16 protein-coding genes, 1 tRNA gene and 1 pseudogene are annotated in these 25,658 nt (G+C 38.8%); 12 read left to right on the plus strand and 6 right to left on the minus strand.

Features of this window, described 5'->3' with window-relative positions; genetic code table 11:
• Positions 1-16 precede the first annotated feature (16 nt).
• A complete protein-coding gene (locus JK629_RS06160) occupies positions 17-1,558 on the minus strand; it encodes a T9SS type A sorting domain-containing protein (protein ID WP_202337732.1) in 1,542 nt (513 codons plus the stop codon).
• A gap of 124 nt (positions 1,559-1,682) precedes the next feature.
• Positions 1,683-4,523: a DNA polymerase I gene (polA, locus tag JK629_RS06165; protein WP_202337733.1), complete on the minus strand. Its 2,841-nt coding sequence runs from the start codon at positions 4,521-4,523 to the stop codon at positions 1,683-1,685.
• A 99-nt stretch (positions 4,524-4,622) separates the two neighbouring features.
• Here polA and JK629_RS06170 point away from each other — a divergent pair, with 99 nt between their 5' ends.
• Positions 4,623-5,555 (plus strand): isoaspartyl peptidase/L-asparaginase family protein, encoded by a 933-nt coding sequence (locus JK629_RS06170; protein ID WP_202337734.1) that lies wholly within the window; start codon positions 4,623-4,625, stop codon positions 5,553-5,555.
• A gap of 71 nt (positions 5,556-5,626) precedes the next feature.
• Here the strand turns inward: JK629_RS06170 and JK629_RS06175 are convergent, their stop codons facing one another.
• Positions 5,627-6,499 carry a cyanophycinase gene (locus JK629_RS06175; protein WP_202337735.1) on the minus strand — a complete coding sequence of 291 codons (873 nt, stop codon included), beginning with the start codon at positions 6,497-6,499 and terminating at the stop codon, positions 5,627-5,629.
• 96 nt (positions 6,500-6,595) lie between these two features.
• Here JK629_RS06175 and cphA point away from each other — a divergent pair, with 96 nt between their 5' ends.
• From cphA to JK629_RS06195, 4 genes and pseudogenes are all read left to right on the plus strand, one after another.
• On the plus strand, positions 6,596-9,232 hold the full coding sequence (gene cphA, locus JK629_RS06180; protein WP_202337736.1) for a cyanophycin synthetase: 2,637 nt from the start codon (positions 6,596-6,598) through the stop codon (positions 9,230-9,232).
• A 278-nt stretch (positions 9,233-9,510) separates the two neighbouring features.
• Positions 9,511-10,737: pseudogene (locus tag JK629_RS06185) on the plus strand (metallophosphoesterase).
• Positions 10,738-10,791: 54 nt separating this feature from the next.
• Positions 10,792-11,088 carry a thioredoxin family protein gene (locus JK629_RS06190; RefSeq protein ID WP_202337737.1) on the plus strand — a complete coding sequence of 99 codons (297 nt, stop codon included), beginning with the start codon at positions 10,792-10,794 and terminating at the stop codon, positions 11,086-11,088.
• A 226-nt stretch (positions 11,089-11,314) separates the two neighbouring features.
• Positions 11,315-12,760 (plus strand): hypothetical protein, encoded by a 1,446-nt coding sequence (locus JK629_RS06195; protein WP_202337738.1) that lies wholly within the window; start codon positions 11,315-11,317, stop codon positions 12,758-12,760.
• Between the two features lie 288 nt (positions 12,761-13,048).
• On the opposite strand, the gene JK629_RS06200 is transcribed toward JK629_RS06195, so the two are convergent.
• Together JK629_RS06200 and JK629_RS06205 are read right to left on the minus strand one after the other, a co-directional pair.
• Entirely contained in the window at positions 13,049-13,657 is a 609-nt protein-coding gene (locus JK629_RS06200) for a polysaccharide deacetylase family protein (RefSeq protein WP_202337739.1), read from the minus strand.
• Positions 13,658-13,684: 27 nt separating this feature from the next.
• On the minus strand, positions 13,685-17,008 hold the full coding sequence (locus tag JK629_RS06205; RefSeq protein ID WP_202337740.1) for a glycosyltransferase family 117 protein: 3,324 nt from the start codon (positions 17,006-17,008) through the stop codon (positions 13,685-13,687).
• Positions 17,009-17,200: 192 nt separating this feature from the next.
• Between JK629_RS06205 and JK629_RS06210 the strand changes: the two genes are divergently transcribed.
• The 3 genes from JK629_RS06210 (at position 17,201) to JK629_RS06220 (ending at position 19,546) form a co-directional block, all read left to right on the plus strand.
• Positions 17,201-17,273, plus strand: a tRNA-Gln gene (locus JK629_RS06210).
• Between the two features lie 94 nt (positions 17,274-17,367).
• Entirely contained in the window at positions 17,368-18,813 is a 1,446-nt protein-coding gene (locus tag JK629_RS06215) for a hypothetical protein (RefSeq protein ID WP_202337741.1), read from the plus strand.
• 289 nt (positions 18,814-19,102) lie between these two features.
• Positions 19,103-19,546 (plus strand): hypothetical protein, encoded by a 444-nt coding sequence (locus JK629_RS06220; protein ID WP_202337742.1) that lies wholly within the window; start codon positions 19,103-19,105, stop codon positions 19,544-19,546.
• Here the strand turns inward: JK629_RS06220 and JK629_RS06225 are convergent.
• Entirely contained in the window at positions 19,543-20,787 is a 1,245-nt protein-coding gene (locus tag JK629_RS06225; protein ID WP_202337743.1) for an NAD(P)/FAD-dependent oxidoreductase, read from the minus strand. The two genes, JK629_RS06220 and JK629_RS06225, sit on opposite strands and share 4 nt — an antisense overlap.
• A 101-nt stretch (positions 20,788-20,888) precedes the next feature.
• On the opposite strand from JK629_RS06225, the gene JK629_RS06230 reads away from it, so the two are divergent.
• The 4 genes from JK629_RS06230 to JK629_RS06245 all read left to right on the plus strand — a co-directional run bounded on the left by JK629_RS06230 (position 20,889) and on the right by JK629_RS06245 (position 25,657).
• Positions 20,889-22,415 carry an HAL/PAL/TAL family ammonia-lyase gene (locus JK629_RS06230; RefSeq protein ID WP_202337744.1) on the plus strand — a complete coding sequence of 509 codons (1,527 nt, stop codon included), beginning with the start codon at positions 20,889-20,891 and terminating at the stop codon, positions 22,413-22,415.
• Between the two features lie 59 nt (positions 22,416-22,474).
• Positions 22,475-23,608: a WG repeat-containing protein gene (locus tag JK629_RS06235; RefSeq protein ID WP_202337745.1), complete on the plus strand. Its 1,134-nt coding sequence runs from the start codon at positions 22,475-22,477 to the stop codon at positions 23,606-23,608.
• A gap of 63 nt (positions 23,609-23,671) precedes the next feature.
• Positions 23,672-24,424 (plus strand): 3-oxoacyl-ACP reductase FabG, encoded by a 753-nt coding sequence (gene fabG, locus JK629_RS06240; RefSeq protein WP_202337746.1) that lies wholly within the window; start codon positions 23,672-23,674, stop codon positions 24,422-24,424.
• Between the two features lie 12 nt (positions 24,425-24,436).
• Positions 24,437-25,657 (plus strand): beta-ketoacyl-[acyl-carrier-protein] synthase family protein, encoded by a 1,221-nt coding sequence (locus JK629_RS06245; RefSeq protein ID WP_202337747.1) that lies wholly within the window; start codon positions 24,437-24,439, stop codon positions 25,655-25,657.
• The last annotated feature ends 1 nt before the right edge of the window (position 25,658 follow it).

A 25,658-nucleotide genomic window follows, 5' to 3' on the forward strand; every position in this document is an offset into this window, starting at 1 on the left:
GAATTCTGAATTAAATTTATTCTTTCACAAACTTTTTCAAGGCCACATTTTTACCGGAATACAACTGCACATAATAAACGCCCGTAGCCAAGCTGGAAACATCTATGGTTGGGGAAACGGTGCCAACCTCCAATTGCAAGACTTTGCTGCCCGTCATGGTGTAAATGTTTATTTGGTCTATGGTTTGGTCTTGGGTGTTTATTTGTAATGTGTTTTTTGTTGGGTTGGGGTAGAGAGTTATATCCTTTGAAAACGAGGTTTCTTCGAGGCCTAATATTTGGGCGTGTTTTACAATCCAGAAATCATAACTGCCTCTTGAGTTTTCAGTTTTGTCGCCTGAGATATTAGATTCAGACTGCCCACCAACAATGTAACTGCCATCATTTAATTGAGTTCCAAAAGGAATTCTCTCAGAATCTGCACCTCCAATAGTATTCTGCCATTCAATAATTCCCTGTTCATTTAATTTAATAATCCAGTAATCTGACTCGCCAATTGGGTCTTCTGTTTTGTCTCCTGAAGCAGGGGAGTCTGAATAGCCTGTAACAAAATAACCTCCTTCAGAAGAAGGTAATGTGGTATAGCAGCCATCTCCAAAAGCTCCGCCAATAGTGTTTTCCCATTCTACTTCCCCATCTTGGTCAACTTTTATTATCCAATAATCAAAACTTTGCGAATCTTCAGATTTAATACCTCCAGCATCCGAATCAGAAAATCCTGTCAATATATAGCCAGAATCATTTGTTTGTTTAACATTCGTCATGAATGTTATTGATCCACATCCGTAAATTTTTTCCCACAATTGAGTTCCATTAGAAGATATCTTTATAGTGCCATATAGGTCTTGAGTGCTTGGAAAATATCCAATTATATATCCTCCGTCAGCTGTGAAATCTAATCCCGCGCAATATGTGTTGTCAATAAATGAATATGCTTTTTGCCATTCAATGTTTCCATTCAAGTCCAGTTTAAGAATCCATATATCCTGTATGCCCGGATTAAATATAGTTCTGTCGCCCGATATGCTGGAGGTTGAATTTCCTGTAACAATATATCCTCCGTCGACTGTTTGCAAAATATTGGTAACACTATCGTTGTTGTTTCCTCCCAAAGTTTTTTGCCATTCGATATTTCCTGTAGGACTTAGCTTTATTATCCAATAGTCACTTCCTCCTTTTGATGCCTCAGTCTTATCGCCTGAAATTCCTGAAGCAGATGTTCCAGCTAAAACATATCCTCCATCGGATGTTTGAAAAATGGAATTCAATCTATCATCAATATCGCCTCCCAAGGTTCTTTGCCACTCTATAATTCCACTATTATTTACTTTTAAAATCCAATAATCCTCGCCTCCTCTAGAGTTTTCAAGCTTTTCTCCAGAAATATTTGAGTCTGAGCGTCCGCCAACTATAAACCCGCCATCAGTTGTATTTATAATTGAACTCAAAAATTCCTCCCCACTCCCCCCAATAGTCCGCTGCCAAAGAATGTTTGGGTCTTGGGCTTGGATGGTAAATACAAAAAAGAAAAGTGATAAAAGTGTAAAGGAGTTTTTCATAGTAAGTGCTTCAATATTTTGGCAGCAAAATACTGATTTCCCATAATCCATAACATTAAAAAGTTAAGAAATTCTTAATACGCAATCTACTTTACGGCATAAAGCCTTGAAAACTGTAGCAAAATTAATGCGCCTCCAACCAATTTTCACCCACACCCAAATCAACATCCAATGGAACGCTCAGCGTATAGGCATTTTCCATTTCGTGTTTAACCATGGTTTTTAGCTTTTCGAGCTCAGGCTTATAGGCATCAAAGACCAATTCATCATGGACTTGAAGCAGCATCTTACTTTTATAGTTTTCTTTCTCTAATTTTTTGTGGATGTTGATCATAGCAATTTTAATAATGTCTGCGGCACTTCCCTGTATTGGAGCATTTACGGCATTTCGCTCCGCCGCGCCACGAACCACTTGGTTGCTTCCGTTAATGTCTTTTAAATAGCGTCTTCTTCCCAAAACCGTTTGTACATACCCATGTTCACGTGCAAATTGAATTTGTTCGCTTATGTAATTTCGAAGTTTTGGATAGGTTTTGTAATAAGTGTCTATCAAATCTTTAGCCTCAGAACGGGAAAGGTCAGTCTGATTGCTGAGACCAAAAGCGGAAACCCCATAAATAATCCCAAAATTCACGGTTTTGGCGTTGCTTCGTTGTTCGCGGGTCACTTCACTTAAAGGAATATTGAAGACCCTTGCTGCGGTAGAAGCGTGGATATCTTCGCCATTTTTGAAAGCTTCAATCATATTGTCTTCTTCGCTCAATGCGGCAATAATACGAAGTTCTATTTGCGAATAATCCGCAGCCATCAAAACATAATCGTCATTTCTTGGAATAAATGCTTTTCGAACTTCGCGCCCACGCTCAGTTCTAATTGGGATATTTTGCAAGTTTGGATTGTTACTGCTCAAACGGCCCGTGGCTGCAACGGTTTGCATATAATCTGTGTGCACGCGACCTGTAGTTTTTTCAACTTGGTCTGGAAGCGCGTCCACATAAGTGCTTTTCAATTTTGTAAGCCCGCGATATTCCAAAACATCACGGATTATTTTATGGTCTTTCGCCAAATAGGAAAGCACATCTTCTGAGGTTGAATACTGTCCCGTTTTGGTTTTTTTCGGTTTTTCAATCAACTTCATTTTTCCGAAAAGAATATCGCCCAATTGCTTTGGTGATGCAATGTTAAATTCTTCTCCAGCTTCTTCATAAATACTTTTTTCAAGTTGAAGAATGTCTTTGTCCAATTCGTTGGAAAGTTTTTTCAGAAATTCCTCGTCCAGATTGATGCCTTCCAATTCCATGGCTGCCAAAACCCGCAGAAGCGGGACTTCAATCTCATCAAAAAGTTTTTGGGTGTTGGCTTCACCCAGTTCTTTTTCGAAATGTTCCTTTAGTTGAAATGTTACATCGGCATCCTCAACGGCATATTCAGTCTGTTTTTCAATGGCAACGTCCCGCATATTCAATTGGTTTTTGCCTTTTTTGCCAATCAATTCCGTAATGGAAACGGGTGTATAATTCAAATACGTTTCGCTCAAAACATCCATATTGTGCCGCATATCTGGGTTTATAAGATAATGCGCGAGCATGGTATCAAACAATTTTCCTTTTACCGAAATATTATATTTCGCCAAAACTTTGATGTCATACTTCAGATTTTGTCCAATTTTCTCAATGGTTTCGTTTTCAAAAAAAGGTTGAAGCTCCTCCAAAATTTGCTGTGTTTCCTCTTTGTTTTCAGGAAAAGGAACGTAAAATCCTTTTCCCTTTTCCCAAGAAAAAGCAATTCCAACCAGTTCTGCCTCCAACGGATTCAAACTTGTGGTTTCGGTATCAAAACATACACTTTGCTGCTTCATCAAATTCTGAAGAAACAATTTAGTTCCCATTCCCGGCTGAACGGTTTGGTAAAAATGTTCTGTGTTTTCAATGGTGGCACGTGAGTTGTAATTTTTTATTTCTTCGGAAGTGTCTCCATCACTGCCAAAAAGGGAAAATTGCCCACTTCCTGCGGAAGCAGAAGTTGCTTTTTTTGCACTTTCGGAATTTGAAATCTGTGTCACTTTTTCCGAAGCGCCTTCTTCTGAAAACAGTTTTAAAAACTGCTCTTTTAGTCTTCGGAATTCCAGTTCTTCAAAAATCTGCTGCACTTTTTCGCCATCGGGCATCGACAGCTCGTAATCTTTTTCATTAAACGTTACATCACATGTAGTACAGATTGTAGCGAGCTTTTTTGAAAGCAGACCGAGTTCGGCATTCTCTTCAACTTTTTCTTTCATTTTACCTTTTAGCTTATCGGTATTTGCCAAAAGATTTTCCATAGAGCCAAATTCCGCAATAAACTTCTTTGCTGTTTTTTCACCCACACCAGGCAGTCCGGGAATGTTATCGCTGGCATCGCCCATCATTCCTAAATAATCAATCACCTGTTCGGGACGCTCTACACCAAAACGTTTCTGCACTTCGGGGATTCCCCAAATCTCGATGGCATTACCCATACGCGCAGGGCGGTACATAAAAATATTTTCGGTTACCAATTGGCCGAAATCCTTATCGGGCGTAACCATAAAAACCTGATAACCTTGTTTTTCTGCCTGTTGCGCAAGCGTTCCAATAATATCATCAGCCTCCAAACCTGAAAGCTCCACACAAGGAATGTGCATAGCTTTGATTATTTCTTGAATTATCGGGATAGATTGACGGATAACATCGGGCGTTTCGTCACGATTTGCTTTATAATCTGCAAACATTTCGGTGCGTTCGGCACTTCCATCCTTATCAAAACAAACGGCCAAATGATCGGGACGCTCGCGGCGGATAACATCAAAAAGGGAATTCAGAAAACCCATAATGGCAGAGGTGTCTTGCCCTTTGCTATTAATGGTTGGATTTTTTATAAGTGCGTAATACCCGCGAAAAATAAGGGCGTATGCATCAAGAAGGAAAAGGCGTTTTTGGGTGGACATTTTGGATTTTTTAGACGAATTCCAAAACTACAAAACTTCTTCAATGGTGCGAAATTAATTGAATTGCAATTCGTATTTTTCGCCCATAAATTATTTCAGATGAAAAAATATTCATTGGTAATCCATGGCGGAGCAGGAACATTGGTAAAAGGTTTGATGACGCAAGAAAAGGAGGAACAATATAAATCAGCTTTAAACGAAGCTTTGGAAAAAGGATATGCAATACTTGAAAATAGCGGAAGCGCTATGGACGCGGTGGAAGTTGCGGTAAACCATTTAGAGGATTCGCCACTTTTCAACGCAGGAAAAGGTAGTGTTTTTACCAACGATGGCACCCACGAAATGGATGCTGCCATTATGGATGGTAAAACGCTTGATGCAGGGGCGGTCTCCCTTATTACTGGTATTAAAAACCCAATATCCTTGGCTCGGGATGTTATGGAAAAAACGGAACATGTTTTTTTGGCAGGTGAAGGAGCGATGCGTTTTGCGAAAAGTCTGGACTACACTTTGGAAGCTCCCGAATATTTCTATGATGAACATCGTTACCAGCAATGGCAAAACATAAAAGATAGCGACAAATTTCAGTTGGATCACAGTATGAAAAAGGAAGGTAAGTTTGGAACTGTTGGCGCTGTGGCCTGCGACCAAAATGGAAACGTTGCCGCTGCCACATCCACTGGGGGAATGACCAACAAGCGGTGGGGCCGAGTGGGCGACAGTCCGATGATTGGGTCTGGAACATATGCCAATAACAAAACCTGCGCGGTAAGTTGCACGGGCAGTGGCGAATATTTTATTCGTGGCGTGGTGGCTTATGATGTTTCCTGCTTAATGGAATACAAAGGAATGGCTTTAGCTGAAGCTGCTTCCGAAGTAATCAACAAAAGAGTTTTGGAAATTGGTGGCGATGGCGGCTTGATTGCCGTTGATGCCGAAGGGAATATAGCAATGCCTTTCAATACTGAAGGGATGTACCGCGCTTTTAAAACTTCCAAAGGGGAAAAAGAGATTGGTATATATAGGAAATGATACTATGGATACTGCACATTCTATAGGTTCTATGGACACTATTGTATTTTACCCTAATCCCTAATCCCTAATCACAAAGTTTGAGATTCAATCACACGAATGTGATGAGGCGAAATTTTAAGTTTCTTTTTCTTGATATCGAAACGATCGCCGTTTGCTAAAATGTGTGTTTTCAAATTATTTAGGGACATTGGCGTACCGTCGGCAACCACTGCTTGATTGTTGTGTTTTAGCTTCCTTGGGTCAAAAAGAATGACCATTCCCGAGCCAATCACTTCCACGATATTGCAGTTTTTTATTACTAAGCCAGTATCTTCCGCCAAGCCAATACCGATAAGTTTGGGAAATCGTGCCACTGCTTCGGCAAGTCTTCCAAACCGTCCGCGGCGTATAAAGTGTGAATCGATTATCAAGTTTGGAATGAAGCCCATGCCTTCACCCATTAAAACAGCACCTTTTGTAAAGGCTTCTTTTATTCCGCCACCTTTTATCATTTCCTGGCTCATGCACATTGCTCCAGCGCTGGTTCCGGCAATTACAAAGTTATCTTTTTCGTACCGTTCTTGAATTATTTTGTGCAGAAGGGTTCCGCCAATATATTGTACTATTTTGGATTGGTCACCTCCAGAAAACATAACGCAATCGGCTTTTTTCATCAAGGTTAAATGCAGCGGATCTTCTGCTTCCTCACGATTGCGGATATCCATAATGCGAACGTTGGTACACCCTAATTTTCCAAAAGCGTGCAGATAGTTTTCGCTCACTTCATTCGGAATACTTGAAGCAGTTGGGATAACAACTATTAGGGCTTCTTTCCCCCCACTTTCACGAACCACACGGGATAAGATCCCTTCCTGAATATATTCTAGTGTATATATTTCGCTCTGTTCAATGCCCTTATCTTCATTTCCACCTATGGGGATCAGTGTGCCTTTTACGCTCATGAATTTATTTGATTTGCGGGCAAAAATACGCTAATTGTTATAAAAATTAATCATATATTTATCAAATTCGAACCAAACTAACAAATCCGTCAACATATGCGTATAAGGGAAATCAACGCCATGCGAGGGCCGAATTACTGGTCCATACGTCGTCATAAATTAATTGTAATGGTCCTTGACCTTGAGGAAATGGAAGAACTCCCTTCCAATAAAATTGACGGCTTCAGTGATCGGCTAAAAAGCATGTTCCCGAGCATGTATAGCCATCGTTGTAGCGTGGGCGAACCGGGCGGATTTTTTCAACGTGTGGAAGAAGGCACTTGGATGGGTCACGTAATTGAACATATCGCATTGGAAATTCAAACCTTGGCCGATATGGATACGGGCTTTGGAAGAACCCGCGGTTATGGCGAAAAAGGCGTTTACAATGTGGTCTTTAGTTATATTGAAGAAAATGTGGGGCGGTATGCTGCGAAAGCAGCGGTTGATATTTGCAAAGCACTTATCTCGGGTGATAGCTATGATTTGGAGGCCGATATACAACGGATGCGTGAAATACGCGAGGATGAACGCCTAGGGCCAAGTACAGGTTCCATTGTTGAAGAAGCTGAAGCCCGTGGCATTCCGTGGATTCGTTTGAATAAATATTCACTTTGCCAATTGGGTTACGGCGCCAACCAAAAAAGAATACAGGCGACGGTAACTTCAGAAACTAGTAGTATTGGGGTTGAAATAGCCTGCGATAAGGAAGACACCAAATACCTTTTGGAGCAGGCAGAAGTGGAAGTTCCAAGGGGCGACATTATTGGTCGCGAAAGCAGCCTTGCGGAAGCCTGTAGATATGTAGGATTTCCGTTGGTTGTAAAACCCGTGGGCGGAAACCATGGTCGCGGGATTACCGTCAACATTAAAAACTACGAAGATGCTTTGGTGGCTTTTCATGCTGCAAAAAATGTTTCACCCAAAGTTATAATAGAAAAATACATTACGGGTGAAGATTACCGTTTGCTGGTAATCAATAATGTTTTGGTAGCAGCCGCGAAGCGCAGTCCTGCACACATCATGGGCGACGGAAAATCCACCATAAAAGAATTGGTTGATGAAGTAAATAAAGATCCACGTCGCGGTTATGGACACGAAAATGTGCTCACAAAAATCACTATTAATGATTTGACCAAAACTATCATCGCCGCAAAAGGTTATACCGAAGATTCTGTACCAAAAGAAGGTGAAAAAGTTATTTTAAAAGACACTGCAAACTTAAGCACAGGCGGCACAGCGGAAGATGTTACCGATATCGTACATCCATCAAACGTTTCCATGGCAGAACGCATTTCAAAGATAATAGACCTTGATATCTGCGGAATTGATATCATGACAACCGATATAAGCCAACCCTTAAATGAAACTGGCGGTGCAGTTTTGGAAGTAAATGCCGGACCCGGATTTAGGATGCATTTGGCTCCAACTACCGGACTTCCTCGAAATGTTGCTGCTCCCGTTGTAGATAAACTTTTTCCAAAACAGGGCGATACGGGCAGGATTCCAATAATAGCTACCACCGGTACCAATGGAAAAACCACAACTACGCGCCTTATTGCGCACATGGCAAAAATGAAAGGCTATCGAGTAGGTTATACCACAAGTGATGGCGTTTATATCCAAAATAGATTGTTGATGAAAGGCGATTGCACCGGTCCGGCAAGTGCCGAATTTGTATTGAAAGATCCAACGGTAAACTTCGCCGTTTTAGAATGTGCCCGGGGCGGCTTGCTTCGTGCAGGATTAGGTTTTAAAAAATGTGATGTCGGCATTGTAACTAATGTGGCTGCAGACCATTTGGGCTTAAAGGGAATCCACACCATTGAACAGTTGGCAAAAGTGAAAGGCGTTATCCCCGAAACCGTTTTGCCAGATGGTTATGCAATTTTAAACGCCGATGATGATTTGGTTTATGAAATGCGAAGAAGTATCAACTGCAACCTCGCTTTATTTTCAATGGACGAAGAAAACCCACGGATAAAAGCGCTTCAAAAACTTGGCGGAATCACTGCAATTTATGAAAACGGCTACGTCACCCTTTGTCGCGGAACTTGGAAAATGCGAATAATGAAAGCTGAAAACATTCCATTGACCTTCGGTGGAAAGGCAAGTTTTATGATACAAAATATCCTTCCAGCTGTTATTGCGGCAAACGTGCGCGGAATAGGCATTGAGGATATGAAAGTAGCTTTGGAAACCTTTATTCCTTCGGCAACCCAAACCCCAGGGAGATTGAATCTATTTAAATTTGAAAATTTCAGCATTTTGCTGGATTATGCGCACAATCCCGCGGGAATGCGTGCTTTGCAACAATTTACCGATTCCTTTGATGCCACCGAAAAAATTGGAATTATTGCAGGAGTGGGCGATAGAAGGGAAGAAGACACCAACGAATTGGGAAGTATTGCCGCAGAAATGTTTGATGAAATAATTATCCGGCAAGATAAAAACCTACGCGGAAAAAGTGAAGAGGAATTGATTAAAATGCTGAACGTTGGAATAAAAATGAAGAATCCAAACAAGAAAACCACTATTATTCCTTCAGAAAAAGAAGCCATTACACATGCCATAAAAAATGCAAAAAAAGGTTCACTCATTATCTGTTGTAGCGATGTAATCCCCGATGCATTGGACCTTGTGATGAAGTTTAAGGAACAGGAAACGCGGGGTGAAAAGATTTCCTTATATTAAAAAGCAAAAGCCGCTCCTCCTCAAAAGCGGCTTTATTTTTCCCATGGCTAATCAAAGTATATACTAATTACCGTTTCAAAAATAAGTGCTTTTTCTGGCTTTGGTTTTATGGAATTGTTAACTTAAGGAAATGATTTTCACAGGGTCACCATTTTAGTTGGTATACGCTGTTTCTCCTTTTAAAAATCTTAAAAATGAGATACTATAACCGTTAAAATAAAGTGAAGTAGCTTATCATTTTTTTGAAACTCACTACCTTTAAAACTTGTTTCTACTCTATGCGTTGGGCCATTTTTATTGTCATTTACATTCTGGTTGATATTTATGCCTTTCAGGCGGTAAAAACCCTTACTAAAAGCCCGTGGTTACATGGGCTGTATGTTTTTATTTCGTTGGCTGTTTTGGCGGGACTGATTTATGAACTTTCTTTTTTGGGTTCTGCCAAAATGATGGAACCTCCAAAAATGTATTTCTTCGGAATTTTCCTGGCAGTATTTGTGCCAAAATTGATCATAATCGTGTTTATGTTCGGTGAAGACATTGCCCGTTTTTTTGTTGGGATATTCATGAAAGTGGCCGGAAGTGACCAGGCACAATTTATGGCTTCCCGCAGAAAATTTGTAAGTACCATTGCTTTGGGCATTGCCGCTATTCCTTTCGCATCCCTACTTTATGGGATGATTCAAGGGAAATAGAATTACAAAGTATTGAAATATGCTTTGGAATTTGAAGATCTGCCAGATGCATTTGAAGGTTTTACACTTACACAAATAAGCGATATACACAGCGGCAGTTTTGATAACCGAAATAAAGTGGAATATGCTGTAGATCTCATTAATAAACAGCAAAGTGATGTAATCCTTTTTACCGGGGATTTGGTAAACAATATTGCCGAAGAAATGGACGATTGGAAACAACTTTTTTCAACTTTAAATGCGAAGCTGGGAGTCTTTTCAGTTTTGGGAAATCATGATTATGGTGATTATGTAGGATGGAAAAGTACAGCCGATAAAGCTGAAAATCTTCAGAAATTAAAATCTCTTCAAAAGGAAATGGGTTGGGATTTGCTACTGAATGAAAATAGATATCTGGAGCGAAACGGTCAAAAAATAGCTTTGGTTGGCGTTGAAAATTGGGGTGAAAACGGTTTTAAACAGGCTGGCGATCTGGATAAAGCTTGCGACGGCATTTCAGACAGCGACTTTAAAATCTTGATGAGTCATGACCCATCTCACTGGCAATCTAAGATAAAACATGATCCGCGACATTTTCATTTAACACTTAGCGGCCATACCCACGGAATGCAGTTTGGCATTGAGATTCCGGGGATCATAAAATGGAGCCCCATCAAATACAGATATAAAAATTGGGCGGGAATTTATGAGGAATTTGGAATGTATATAAATGTGAATCGAGGTTTCGGGTTTTTGGGCTATCCGGGCAGGGCAGGCATCTGGCCAGAAATTACTGTTATTCAACTTAAAAAAAGACAGAATACCGTATAATAATCGGGAAATGCTATATTTGTAATACAATTGTTCAACTAACACTTTAGGCAAATGTCAAAATTTGGAGAATTAATTGAAACAAAAGTCCCAGTGCTGTTGGACTTTTTTGCAGAATGGGACGAGGCGTGCAAAGAAATGCACCCTGTACTAAGAGATGTTGCCGCCGCACTTGGCGATAAAGCACGTGTTATCAAAATAGACGTTGACAAAAATAAGGAGCTTGCCGAAGCGCTTAGGGTTAAAGGTCTTCCCACCCTAATGATTTACAAAAATGGCGAAATGAAATGGCGCCAAAGCGGAGAACAAGACGCCAATACACTTATTGGGCTTGTAAACGAATATGTTTAGCTACATTAAACCGTATATTTTCAAAAATTAATTCTTTTCTTCATAAAACTGTATTCAAAAAGGAATATTTTGGTAAAAATATTCTTGTTCTGCTATTCTTCTTATTATTTTATTGAATTTCCTACAATAAAAGTTAAATTTTTTAAATTTTATCGTTAAAGTGATTGAAAATTCGGATTAAGTCTTTTAATTTGTCGGAAAAATTTTACTTTATCCCCAGAATGCTATGAAAAAGTCTTACAAGTTTTCTTCCTTTATAGGAGGATTATTCCTTTTGTTTCTATTAATAACCTCAGTGTCCCTTCGAGCACAAGTGGGTATTGGGAATACCAATCCAGCAACATCTTCAATGCTCGATATTACTTCTACCGACAAAGGAATTTTGCTGCCGCGAATGACAACCGTTCAAAGAAATGCTATTACTACTCCAGCAAATAGTTTAATGGTGTATGATACCACGGTGAAGGCATATTATTATTATGATTCTGTAACAGCTACATGGTTAAAGATAAATTCTTCACTGAACCAGCGAAATAATTATGTGTTGGTTAAAACCGCGGCTGATTTTCCTGCCCCGTCAGGAGGTAAAATTACCTTGGCCTCCAATACCTATTATGAAATAAATGGCACCATTAATTTAACAGATCCCATAGATTTAAACAATGCTTACGTATCAGGTTTAGATGCAAATGAAGATATTCTATCATTTCCGGGTGGTACCATTTTTAAAGGTAGTACAGGAGGAAGTGTTCGCAATGTAACCTTAAAAGGCGCAAAAGCTTTTGAAATAACTGGACCCGGTATCTCTACAACCTCCTCGCTACTTGTGCAGAATACGGTTGTGGATGGAATGACCACCAGTGTAGGCAGCATCTCGGGACTTGGTATTTATTTTGGAAATATTATTCAATTTATAAATAATGTCAATGGAATCACGTATAGTAATATCGGCAATCTACTTTTAAATAATCAGGCCTGGTTTGGCACCAATAGCGGAACATTTGAAACTTTTAATAATTCTTTTGGACTAATTGAAAAAGTAAGTGGATTCAGTAATGTTCTTCCAGGAAAAACTGGAATGATTACCACGGGTATTACTTCTATCACGGGTGATGCTGTATTAAGTGAAGTAGTATTTTATGGAGGGGGGACATATGTGACTGGCTCTTCTCCATATACCGGATATAATTTTAATAAAGATTGGACAGTGAATTGTCCTGGAATTCCAAGAGAGGGAGATTCTCAAGCTACAGCAAATATTTATTACACTTCCTCTAGCGTTGTAACGTTGAATAATGCAACTCCTATCAAACTTCCAGTTACTACTTCACCCATAAGGATGTTTAGAACTTCAACAAGAAGTGGTGGCGATAGTAGCAATAGTGTTGTGTATGAAGGAAAAAAATCGAGATCTTTAAATGTTATTGGTTCAATTTCATTTACGGCTATTGCTGGTATGCGATTTACTTTTTCAATTTATAAAAATGGTGTTCAACAAACAGGTACGCAGGTAATTTATGATGTTGTGGATACCAATGCACGGCAGGGATTGTCAATAGTGGGAACTGTAGTGGCAAACCCAACAGATTATATTGAAATATATGTTGAAAGAACTACTGCATCTGGTTCTAATCAATTTTTAGTTACTAGCTATAATCTTTTGGTAAATTAATCAATAGCATTAAATAATCTTTTTTTCTCCTTAATAAACTCCAAGACCTTCGCCAACACATATCGAAGGTTTTTTTCTGCCCTTAAGCTATCGTGAAAAACCATATTACTTTCGAGTTGTGACTTATTCAATACAATGCGGAAGAATTTTTTTCTAAATCTTTTCTGATATTTCTCACAAACGACCTTATATAAGCCATATTTGCCTCCTAAATAGAGTATGAATAGAGTATGAATAGAGTATGAATAGAGTATGATATCCTCTATTCTGTCCGCCTACAAAAATACTTTATGAACGAGAATCAAACGCAACGGGAGATAAATTTTTTTCCTTTAAATATTCCAAAACCTTCGGCAAAACATACCGAAGGTTTTTTTCTGCCTTTAGGCTATCGTGGAATACAACAATACTTCCGGGTTTAATGTTTTTCAAAACGCTTTGAAGGCATTTTTTTTCAGAAATGGTCGCGTCAAAATCATAGCTCAGCACATCCCACATTATAATTTTAAAACCTTTTTGTTGTAATTGCTTTGCTTGTTTTGAAGTGATTTTTCCATAAGGGGGGCGAAACAATTTTGAGGTGATTAATTTTTCTGCAAGTAAAGTGTTTTCAATATATTCAGAAGTTTCTGTTTTCCAGCCATTCAAATGGTTGAAAGTATGGTTTCCAATAGCGTGGCTTTCAGCAATAATTCTTTGAAAAATTTCTGGATGCTTTTTTGCGTTTTCGCCTATACAGAAAAAGGTGGCTTTTGCATTGTGCTTTTTCAATTCGTCCAAAACCCAGGGTGTTACTTCGGGAATTGGGCCATCGTCAAAAGTGAGATAAACCGAATCTTTTTTATTGGAAAATGCCCAGACTCGCTCAGGGTATAACCGCTGTATGAATCTGGGCATTTTTACCAAATTGAATTTCAAAACGTTTTAATTTACGGGCACATCTTCGTTAACCTGATTGGTTGGCTCCAGTTCCATTTCTTCTAACAGTGTAGAATCCAGAGGCATTTCTATAGTGGAGTCTTTTTCAACATCTTTGTCTAAATCCATAGCTTCATCAGGAGAATAGAAGTGGCGGAACATTTTTAAATAGTCGTTAAATTCTTTCGCTTCGTCTCTACCATATTGTTCTTCATCATAAACAACCACAAGCTGTACAAGCCCGCGGTAGCGTTCCATATCGCTAATAATGTCTTCGGCGATGGCGCGTTGTTTATTAAATTTTAAACTATTGTAATAGGTTAAATTTTCTTGATACTTTTTAGTAACATCATCATAAACCCTGCGAGCTTTTTCAATTTTATCAAGTTCGTAATAGCCCACTACAAAAGGCTCCAAAAGCGAATAGTATTCAAAATACTTAATGGGCATTTTTTCCATGGCCAGATCCAGTACTTTCTCGGCTTTTTCATCTTTACCTTCGTTTATAAGCGCTTCAGCAAGACGGGCAAGGTTGCTTCTGTAGGTAATTCCGTTTCTTCTGGTTTCAGTATCGTGGTAAATATCTGGGCTGCCGCTATTGCCCCAATCCCAAGACATCACAATATCATACATTTTATCTGTATCAATTCTTCCCATATCAAAAGGACTTCTTCTGTTTAAAGGAGTTTTTATAGGAACCAGCTTATAGACCACTCCATCCAATTGTAAATAATCTTTCATCCACAAATAATCATCATCGCCAAAACTTCCGCCACTAAAATAGATAGGCCGTTCCCAGTTATTATTTGCGATAATGTCCAGCATCATCATTCTGTTTTTGTAGATAATGTCTCCCTTAAGATTAATATCTATGTATGGAACAATTTTATCGGCATCCTTTTCATCAACTATACCGTTTCGTAATACCGCTTCTTTATCTACGGGAATTCTGATAATTTTTGAAGGAAAAGTGTTGACCTGCTGTCCACTTGGAAGTTCTATTTGGGTGGCTTGACTGTCACTTGCCACAAAATTCATCCAAGTTTTAATATCAATGGTGTCTTGAGTGGTTTGTTGATATATTAAAAAATCACGGGTTCCCCAACGATACTTTTCGTGGGTTAATTGGGAGGGTATTGGATCACTGGTAAATGCTTTTTTCTTCATGTCGTCAATATACCAATCTGTTTGGAACAAACTAGTGTTTACGATACGTACATCCTGCCTATAACCTTCAATATTTTGGGCATACCAAAGTGCAAAGGTGTCATTATCGCCGATAGTGAAGAGAATCGCATTTTCATCACAGGAGTCTAAATACATTTTGGCCATACTCTGCGCAGTATAACGATTGCTACGGTCGTGATCGTCCCAGTTTTGGGTGGCGAGCAAAACTGGTGCGGCCAAAGTGGTAATGGCAAGCACGACAGGCAGTGCTATTTTCGGTTTTAAATAATCTTTGGCTAGGTCAAAAAGAGCATACACACCATAGCCTATCCAAATGGCAAAAACATAGAAGCTTCCCACAAGCGCATAATCACGCTCCCGTGGCTCAAAAGGTCTTTCGTTTAGATAAACTTTAAGTGCCAATCCTGTAAAAAGGAAGAATACGAGCAATACCCAAAAACTTTTTTGGTCATTTTTAAAGTGAAAAACCAAGCCTATAATTCCTAAAATAAGCGGAAGGAAAAAATAAGTGTTTCGCGCCTTGTTGTCTTTCATATCACTTGTAAGACTGTCTTGATTTCCCAAGCGCAGTTCGTCAAAAAATTTTATTCCGCTAATCCAATTGCCGTGCAAATCTGTGTACTGACCCTGTACATCGTCCTGTCTTCCGGTAAAATTCCACATAAAATAACGCCAGTACATATAACCAAACTGAAACTCGAACATAAATTTCATATTCTGGAAAAAAGAAGGCTTTTGGATGTCTAGATATTGTCCAAAATTTTTCAGGAACTTGTCATAATCGCTTTTATCAACCAAGCCTTGATTGTAAGCTTGTTTAAATTTATTTACCTCATCAACAAGGCGAGGCTCGCTCAAATATTCACTTTTCACCGAAAAATCCAATCCGCCGGTGAATTCCATATAATTGGCATTGTGCTCTGTGCTCCACATACGGGGCATAAATGCCTTTTGTGAATCATCGGTATTTTGGCCCGCATTTTTGTAATTGTTTACGATGATGTATTTTCCGGTAGCCTCATCCTTTTCATACTTTGGTTTTTCGTCTTTATAAGGGTTGTCCTCGTCAAGCCCAACATAGGTTTCGGTAAAGAGAGGGCCGTAAAAAAGATGTGTTTCTGGATACTGTTCACGGTTGTAATAAGCCAGAAGTTCACGGGCATTGTTTGGGTTGTTTTCATTAATTACCGTTCCCGCATTGGCGCGAATAGGCAGCATCAACCAACTTGAAAACCCAATGAATATAAAGAGTACGCACAATAAAAGCGTGTTTAGCTGTACAAATCCTTTTTTGCGTGTCAATCGAAGGCCGTAAATAAAAAGAACGATAAAAAGAAGCGCGGCGAAAATAGTCCCGGAGTTAAACGGAAGCCCAATACTGTTTACAAAAAATAATTCTGAAGCACTGAAAAATTTCATCGTCATCGGCAATAAAAGCTTGAAGATGAAAAGAAGAATTGCCACGGTAACAATATTTGCAATGATGAAATTTTTTACGGTAACGGTTTTATAATGTTTGAAAAAATATAAAAACCCAATTGCCGGAATGGTGAGAAGCGCCATAAAGTGAACCCCAAAGGAAAGCCCGATAATAAACGCAATGAGAATTACCCATCGATTACCCCGGGGCTCAAGCATTTCACGCTCCCAGCGCAATGCGGTGTAAAACAAAACCGACATTAAGAATGCTGCACTTGCATATACCTCCGCTTCCACGGCATTAAACCAAAAACTATCCGTGAACGCAAAGGCGATCGCTCCAACTGCGCCACTTCCTATAATTGCAATTGCTCCGGTTTTATCAATTTCTTGATGCTTAGAAACCAAATTTGAAAGTAAAATGGTTAGCGACCAGAACATAAACAAAATGGTAAATGCACTTGCAAAAACTGACATTAGATTTATGGTAAGCGCTATTTGCGAAGCCTCTGCTGCAAAAATAGAGAAAAAAGCGCCAAGCAATTGGTATAGTGGGGCTCCAGGCGGGTGACCTACTTCTAAATTACTAGCGGTTGTAATATACTCTCCTGCGTCCCAAAAACTGGCAGTAGGCTCAACGGTTAACCAATATGTAGTCAGTGCTATAGCAAAGACAAGCCAACCCGTAATTTTGTTCCATTTTGTAAAGTTGAAAGAACCCATAAGCGCTAAAAAATTTTATGGGACGAATTTACTAATAATATAGATAGCCCCAAGTATGTAATTGAGGTAACGTTTAATATGATGGGATATTTTTAGCGTATGCAGCCTGTGAAAAAATTGAACGCATTTTTTTGCTATAAAATGTTTGCACAACACAAACTTTGTATTAAATTTGCCACCTCATTGTGGAATTGGCCCATGGTGTAACTGGCAACACGTCTGGTTTTGGTCCAGAAGAGTCTAGGTTCGAGCCCTAGTGGGCCAACAAAAATTGAATCCCAATCTTGATAAAGGTTGGGATTTTTCTTTTCAAATTATTTTTATATGTTTACGAAACGCAAAAACCTAAACCAAATTCCATGAAAAAAAATATACTCCTTATTTATACTTTTCTTTCCGTATCACTCCTATGTTCACAAGACCAAGTTTTGGATTTGGGAGTAGATGGCAAGGATTTAACAGATATAAATTTTGAAGATTCTGTATTGGTCATAAAGGCCAGTGAAGGCGGTGGCGCCTATTCGAAGGAAAAAAATATTGAAATTAAATACATAAACCTCCCTGAACAGAAAATTTTATATACGCTGAATTCAGAAAAAGACAAAAGAATATTATACCATAATCAAGATGGCAAGATTGTAATATCAGCTACTGATGGTTTTGTGGGTTACGGGAGTAACAAAGACGAAATATTTATTGATAGCGATGGAAGTGAAATTGGAGCAGTAAAAGATTTTAACTATGATGATATTGAATGGCTTCCGGGTACTCGAAAGACTTTTTTTATTAAAAGCAACTTAATTAGCGTTGGCCCAAAAAAGAAAGGATATAAGATTACACAAAAAAATAAAGGTGACGAGCCTGCTGAATGGTTGCTATATAAACTAAACAATAGCTCGCTTCAAGAAAGTACGATACCTGTTAAATTGCCTCCAGTGACTGGTAAAGAGGAGGATGTAGGCTATATGCTGATGGATGTTACCGATACAGGTTTCTATGTGCAGTCAAAAACCTTTTCTCCAACCGAGGCAAAAGACGATGAATATGATTCACAAAACGTAATCCTCAAAAAATATGATTTTGAAGGGAAACTTGTAGATGAAATACCATTCAAAATACAAATTGATAAAAACAAATATCGGTTCGCAAAAGCAGATTTGCCACAGGGAACCTATCAAAAAAGTGGAAATAGGAGTTTTATTGCTATGCCCACTTCAGCTTCAACGGGTTCAGTTGCTATAGATGAAAAAAGCAAAAGCTATTATTTAATGTCCGTTTTATTCGGAAAGGAGGGTAATGAAGGCACTTTTCTACGCGTAGAAAAATATAATTTTTCGGGTGAAAAGCAATGGGAGCAGACTCATAAGTTTGTAGATAAGGTAGTTGGAAGGAGCGCATTGGAAACACGAATTTCACCGATAATCACAAATGATAAAATATACTTTTTCCCAAAGGACTATACTTTCAAAAGTTCCAAACAAAATGAAGTATTCGCCTTTGACGTTGCAACGAGTGCAGTAGAAGCCCAAAAAAAGTATAATGTGTTAAAAGGTTCTTTAAAAAGAACCGAGGTATGGCACAGCTTTGCCTACGGATCAATTGTAGAAGGCGAACTTTCAGACAACCTGTTACTTGACACTGAAACATTAATTGGTTTTAGAATCAACAATGGAGTGAAAGAATACCTAGAAAGTTTGAACCCTGAGGATGAAATTTACTTTAATTCGCATATTGGCAGGGATGGAACTATATATATGTTGGAAGCAGACTATAAATCCCAAAAGTATAAATTGCTTTCTTTTTAAATCAAGCGTAATTATTATCAATATAAATAATTATAACAACCGCCAATTCTGGGCGGTTGTTTGTTTTAAATGATATTTTTCTTCAAAATTAAGATTTAATCAAAATGAAATTTGCCGCTTTTTTTGCTCTATTTATCTTTTTTCATTTCAGTCTTTGTTCTCAGGAAATCACCATAGTTTCAGGAAATTTTAAAAATCTTAAAACTATTTCTGAATATAATCTTGTCTTTGATTATTCAGATATACAGTAACAGATTTTGAAAGTGAAGAAGCATATCTTCAAAAAACAATGCTTGAAAAAGAACAAGCAAAGCCAGGTAATGCACGTGTTTTTAGAGAAGAATGGTTTGGTGACAGAGTATATAGATATGAGCCTCCATACATAAAAGCATTTAATGAATATTTTAAAAAAGGAGAAGTAAAGGTGGTAAAAGGCCGACCAGACTTACCTTTTACTATGAAGGTTCATACAACCGAAATCTACCCAGGATATAATAATGGGTTTACTAGAAAAAGTGGAAATTTGGAAGTAATTATTTCCATTTATAAAACTGAGAGTGCAGACAACATCTTGTTTTCTGCAAAAATCATGGATGTAGAATGTACTTACGCAGGAGATAAAGCTACCCTTGAGGGTTTTGATTTTCACCAAGGCGAAAGAATAGCTTATGGCTATTGGAATCTTGCTAAGTTTTTCGCAAAGCAATTGCTGAGAGGTATTAAGTATAATTAGTTGGCCATTTCATTCTCCATATCAATAACCTTTGCTACCGTCTTTACAAGTCGGTTGTGGTTTTTTACAAAAGGATTAGTTTCATCCCAAACATAACCTGCAAGCACTGCGCAAATCTGCTCTTTAATAATAGGATTTTCGGGGCGGTGGAAAAATATTTTCTGAAGATTGCCCGTATACCATTCGCTAACATAGGTTCTGAAAACATCTACACCTTTCATTATGTAACCAGTATAATCATTTTCCCAATCCACCTTTTCGCCATTCAATTCCTTCGTGATTAATTTAGCTGCTTTCAGTCCAGATTCAGTGGCAAAGGTCACGCCCGATGAAAAAACTGGGTCTAAAAATTCGGCGCTATTTCCCGTTAGGGCATAGCCTTTTCCGTAAAGCTGTTTTACCGCTTTTGAGTAGTTTTTTATGATATGTGGTTCAAAAAGAAAATCCTCATCTTTCAGCCGGTCGTAATAATATTCTGAAATTTTAAGCATTTCGCGCATTCTTTCAGAATTTGTTCCTTCAAAAGATTCTATAAATTCTGTTGGCCCCACGAAACCAATACTGGTATTTCCATTTGAAAACGGAATTACCCACAGCCAAACTTCATCCATTACAACATCAAAAGTAATGAGTGTTCCTTCTAACCCTTCGGGGCGCTTGGTTTCCTTTACGTGGGTATAAATTGCGGAATTCGGATTTAAGGTTGAAGGTTTTTCCAAATCCAGCAAGCGCGGCAAAACCCTACCATAGCCACTGCTGTCTATAATGAATTTTGCGTATATTCTATATTCATTACCGTCATCGCTTTTTACGGTTGTAGTGGAGTGGCCCTGCTCATCAAAATCAACTGCAGTTACTTCGTGCCCAAAGGACACATCTACTCCCTTTTTTACAACCTCCTTTACTAGCGTGTGGTCAAAATCGGCTCGGGGCACTTGCCATGTATAGTCCCAGCCTGGGGTATGTTTTTTGGAAAAATCAAAATTACATACTATATCGTCCTTTAAAAAACGAGCGCCTGCCTTTATTTCGTACTTTCGTTCCATCAAGCAATCTAAAAGTCCTGTTTCCTCAAAATGGTCCATACAGCGAGGCAAAAGACTTTCGCCAATAACGAAACGGGGAAACGTGCTTTTTTCAACAACTTTACAGCTTATTCCGTTGTTTTTTAAGTAAGAAGCAGCAACGCAACCCGAAGGTCCTGCGCCAATAATTAACACATCAACAGCAATATCATTCATATTATTAAGATATAGATTGTTAAAAAATTCTAAATTTGCATTCTAAAGTTACCAAATTATTTTAGACAAAAACGTTAATAAATCAATTGATTCAACTATAAATGCCAACATTACAAGGAAAACTGGAAATAGCCGATTTTGATAAAACCATTTTTAAAAACGAGCATGTCCAACTTCACAAAGATATAATAGAAAGAGTTCAAAATAGTTTTGACTTTCTAAAAGAATTTTCTGAAAATAAAATTATTTACGGTGTCAACACAGGTTTCGGCCCGATGGCACAATATAAAATAAAGGATGATGAACGCATCCAGTTACAATACAATCTTATTCGTAGCCATGCATCCGGTACCGGTAACGCTATTCCGGCGGCATACGTTCGTGCTGCAATGCTTGCCCGATTAAACACTCTCAGCTTAGGAAACAGCGGCGTGCACCCTTCTGTTATAAAATTGATGGGAGAATTATTGAATAAGGATATTATTCCACTTATATATGAGCACGGTGGCGTGGGCGCTAGTGGCGATTTGGTACAATTAGCACATCTGGCTTTGGTTTTGATTGGTGAGGGTGAAGTTTTCTACAAAGGCGAACGCAGAAAGACTGAAGAAATTTTCAAACTTGAAAATCTTCAACCTATAAAAGTAGAACTCCGCGAAGGATTGGCCTTGATGAATGGAACCTCAGTAATGACGGGGATAGGCGTGCTAAACGTGCTTTATACAAAACAAATTATGCAGTGGATGATTAAAGCATCATCCGCAATAAATGAAATTGTAAAGGCTTACGATGACCACCTTTCCTTAGAATTGAATGAAACCAAGATGCATGTGGGTCAACGTAAAATTGCGGAAATGATGCGCACCCATTTAAAAGACAGCAATCTAACCCGAAAGCGCGAACACCATTTGTATAACAATTCAAGCAAAGAAGAGGTTTTTGTTGAAAAAGTACAGGAATATTACTCGCTGCGTTGTGTGCCCCAAATTTTGGGCCCTGTACTGGACACGCTCAATTCCGTTGAAAAAATATTGATTGAAGAAGTAAACTCAGCCAACGACAACCCAATTGTGGATGTTGAAAAACGTCACGTGTATCACGGTGGAAACTTCCACGGCGATTATGTTTCCTTGGAAATGGACAAACTGAAAATAGTGGTTGCAAAAATGACGATGCTGGCCGAACGTCAATTAAACTATTTATTGAATTCAAAATTGAACGACATACTTCCGCCGTTCGTGAATTTGGGCAAACTTGGATTGAATTTCGGAATGCAGGGCGTACAGTTTACTGCTACATCCACAACGGCCGAAAGCCAAATGCTAAGCAACCCCATGTACGTGCACAGCATTCCGAACAACAATGATAATCAAGACATTGTAAGTATGGGAACGAACGCCGCACTTATCACCAAAAAAGTAATCGAAAATGCTTTTGAAGTGGTTGCAATTGAACTAATAACCATCGTTCAGGCTATTGAGTATCTGAAAGTTCAGGATAGCGTTTCTTCCGAAACCAAAAAAATGTATGATGAAATTCGAAGAATTGTACCTGTTTTTAAGGAAGACGTAGTGATGTATCCTTATGTAAATGGCGTAAAAGAATTTTTGATGGACTCTGTAAAATAAGAAAAGAATAATTTTGTAAATTGTTCGTCTCTCCTCACTAACTTAAAACCAAGATAATTATGAAAACAATTTTTTCCTTTGCACTTATTTTAATTTTGGGGACAACTGCGGTTTCTGCACAGGAACTAGCTTTAGTTCGCGACAATGATCTTTTTGGCTACATAAACAAAAGTGGTGAATATGTTATCCAGCCGCAATTTGAAAAAGCAGATAGTTTTTCCGGAAAGCTCGCGGCCGCTATGAAAGATAAAAAATGGGGTTTTATCAACACTTCTGGCGAATGGGTAATCCAACCCCAGTACGACCGGGTAAAAGCCTTTAATAGTGGTTACGCTGTAGTATTGGAAAATGATCAGTGGAAATATATCAATGCCCAAAACGAAACTTTAAATACGCCTGCCACCGACAAAGTCTATGATTTTGACAATGGCGTGGCTGTAATAAGGAATGGGGAAAAAATAGGTTTGATAAATACAGACGGAAAAACCATTTTGGAGCCAAAATACGATGAAATAAAAGGTTTCAACAACGGGCATGCAAAATTCAAGAATGGAGAAACCTGGGGATTGTTGAATACGAAAGGTGAAGTTGTTGTGCCAGCCGATTATGAGGAGGTTGGAGATTTCAGCAAAAATGGTATTTGGGCAAGAAAAGGTGAAAGTTTTGGTGTTTTGATTAACGGAACATTTACCCCAATAAGCGGGGTCGACAAAATTTGGGATTTCACAAATGATTCTCCATTAACTTACGCACGAAGCAATAAAAAAATGGGCTTCATAAATGGAAAAGGCGAATGGGTGATCCAGCCTGCTTACGATAAAGTGCGTGCCTTTAACGCAGGTCTAGCGCCTGTAAATGAAGGAAAGGAGTGGGGCTTTATTAATGAAAAAGGTGAAAAAGTAATAGAGACTAAATATAGGGATGCCGAAATTTTCTCTGACAATGGATTGGCCCCAGTAAAAGAAAAAAAACTTTGGGGCTTCGTTGATAAAAACGGAAAACTCGTAATCCCGATGGAGTATGATATTTCTGTAGGAATGTTTGGATTTTTACAGAGCGGATCAGAAAAAGGGTTTATTGATGGACTTGCACGAGTTAAAAAAAACAAGCAGTGGGGCTTTATTAATGAAAGCGGCCAAGTAGTTGGCAAATGGTACCAGAATGCCGAAGCTTTTGTAGACACTTCAAAATAGAATATAAAAGAGTATTCAGTGAGCAATAGCAGTTAGCAGTAAAAAGTTGAGAGAAAAAATTAAATGAAAGATAAAAAAACGAAACAGAAATACGCATTGGTCACAGGAGGTTCCCGCGGTATTGGGCGGGCAGTCTGTATTCAACTTGCGAAAGATTTGGAGTATAATTTATTGATAAATTACAACGGTAATAAAGAAGCCGCACAGCAAACTTTGAAAGAAGTTGAGACTCTTGGGCGAAAAGGAGAAATAATCCAATTTGACGTAACGGATGCTGAATCTGTTAATAAGGCACTTGACGTATGGCACGAAGCAAACAAAGATGCTATTATTGAAGTGATAATAAATAATGCAGGAATCACTAAGGACGGCCTGTTTATGTGGATGAAACCTGAAGATTGGTACAGTGTAATCAATACTAGTTTGAACGGTTTCTACAACGTAACCAATGCATTGATTCAAAAATTATTGGTAAACAAATATGGAAGAATCGTCAATATGGTTTCAGTTTCTGGATTAAAAGGAACACCTGGACAGGTAAACTATTCCGCAGCAAAAGGAGCCGTTGTTGGCGCCACAAAGGCTTTAGCACAAGAAGTAGCTAAAAGAAATATAACTGTAAACGCAGTGGCTCCTGGATTTATAAAAAGTGATATGACTGCTGAACTTGACGAAAAGGAACTCAAAACAATGATTCCAGCCAACCGTTTTGGAGAAGCAGAGGAAGTAGCACATGTGGTTAGTTTTTTGGCATCTCCAAAAGCTTCGTATATTACAGGCGAAGTAATTAATATTAACGGGGGAATTTATTCATAAAACGAAGGAGAATTGAGAAGAGTAGTTATTACCGGAATGGGCATTTATTCCTGCATCGGCAAAAATCTGCAGGAAGTGAAAGAATCCTTGTATGCTGGAAAGTCGGGCATAATCTGTGATGAAAAGCGAAAGGAATTTGGCTATAGATCTTGTTTAACGGGATGGGTAGAGGAACCCAACCTGAAAAATCAGCTCTCTCGCAGAGAGCGTGTAAGTTTGGGAGAAGAGGGCGCCTATGCCTATGCAGCAACCATTGAAGCATTAAATAATGCAAAGATAGATCAGCAATTTCTGGATAAAAATGAAGTGGGGATTCTCTACGGCAATGATAGCACTGCAAAATCGGTCATTGAATCCGTAGATAAAATCCGCGAGAAGAAAGATACCACCCTGGTAGGTTCAGGTGCAATCTTTAAGGCCATGAACTCTTCGGTTACGATGAACCTTTCAACCATTTTCAAATTACGGGGAATCAATTTTACAATCAGTGCGGCTTGTGCCAGTGGCTCACATTCCATCGGGATGGCCTATTTTCTTATAAAAAATGGCTTGCAGGATTGTATTATTTCGGGCGGAGCCCAAGAAATAAACGAGCTCGCCATGGGAAGTTTTGATGGTCTGGGTGTTTTTTCAACACAAGCAGATCCATCAAAAGCCTGCCGTCCGTTTGATAAAGATCGCGACGGGTTGGTGCCTAGTGGGGGCGCGGCGACTTTAATTATTGAAAGTTATGAGAGTGCCATAAAACGTGGTGCACCAATTTTGGGTGAAATTATAGGTTACGGTTTTTCTTCAAATGGAGACCATATTTCAACTCCCAATGTTGATGGTCCGGCCAGAGCAATGAAAATGGCTTTGGACCAAGCAAATATTAAAGCTTCAGAAATCGATTATGTAAATGCCCATGCCACCTCTACACCGGTAGGCGATGCAAATGAGGCTCTTGCCATAACTGAGGTTTTTGGTGAAAATGGCCCCAGTATTAGTTCCACAAAATCTATGACTGGTCATGAATGCTGGATGGCTGGGGCCAGTGAAGTAATTTATTCCATGTTAATGATGGAACATTCCTTTGTGGCTCCCAATATAAATCTTGAAAACCCCGATGAGGCCGCTTCAAAATTAAACCTTGTTAACAAAACGTTAAATAGAAAAATTGATGTATTTTTGTCGAATTCTTTCGGGTTTGGGGGGACCAATTCCGCATTAATTATTAAAAAGTGCAAACATTAGC

The sequence above is a fragment of the Aequorivita iocasae genome, from assembly GCF_016757735.1.
Classification (GTDB): domain Bacteria; phylum Bacteroidota; class Bacteroidia; order Flavobacteriales; family Flavobacteriaceae; genus Aequorivita; species Aequorivita iocasae.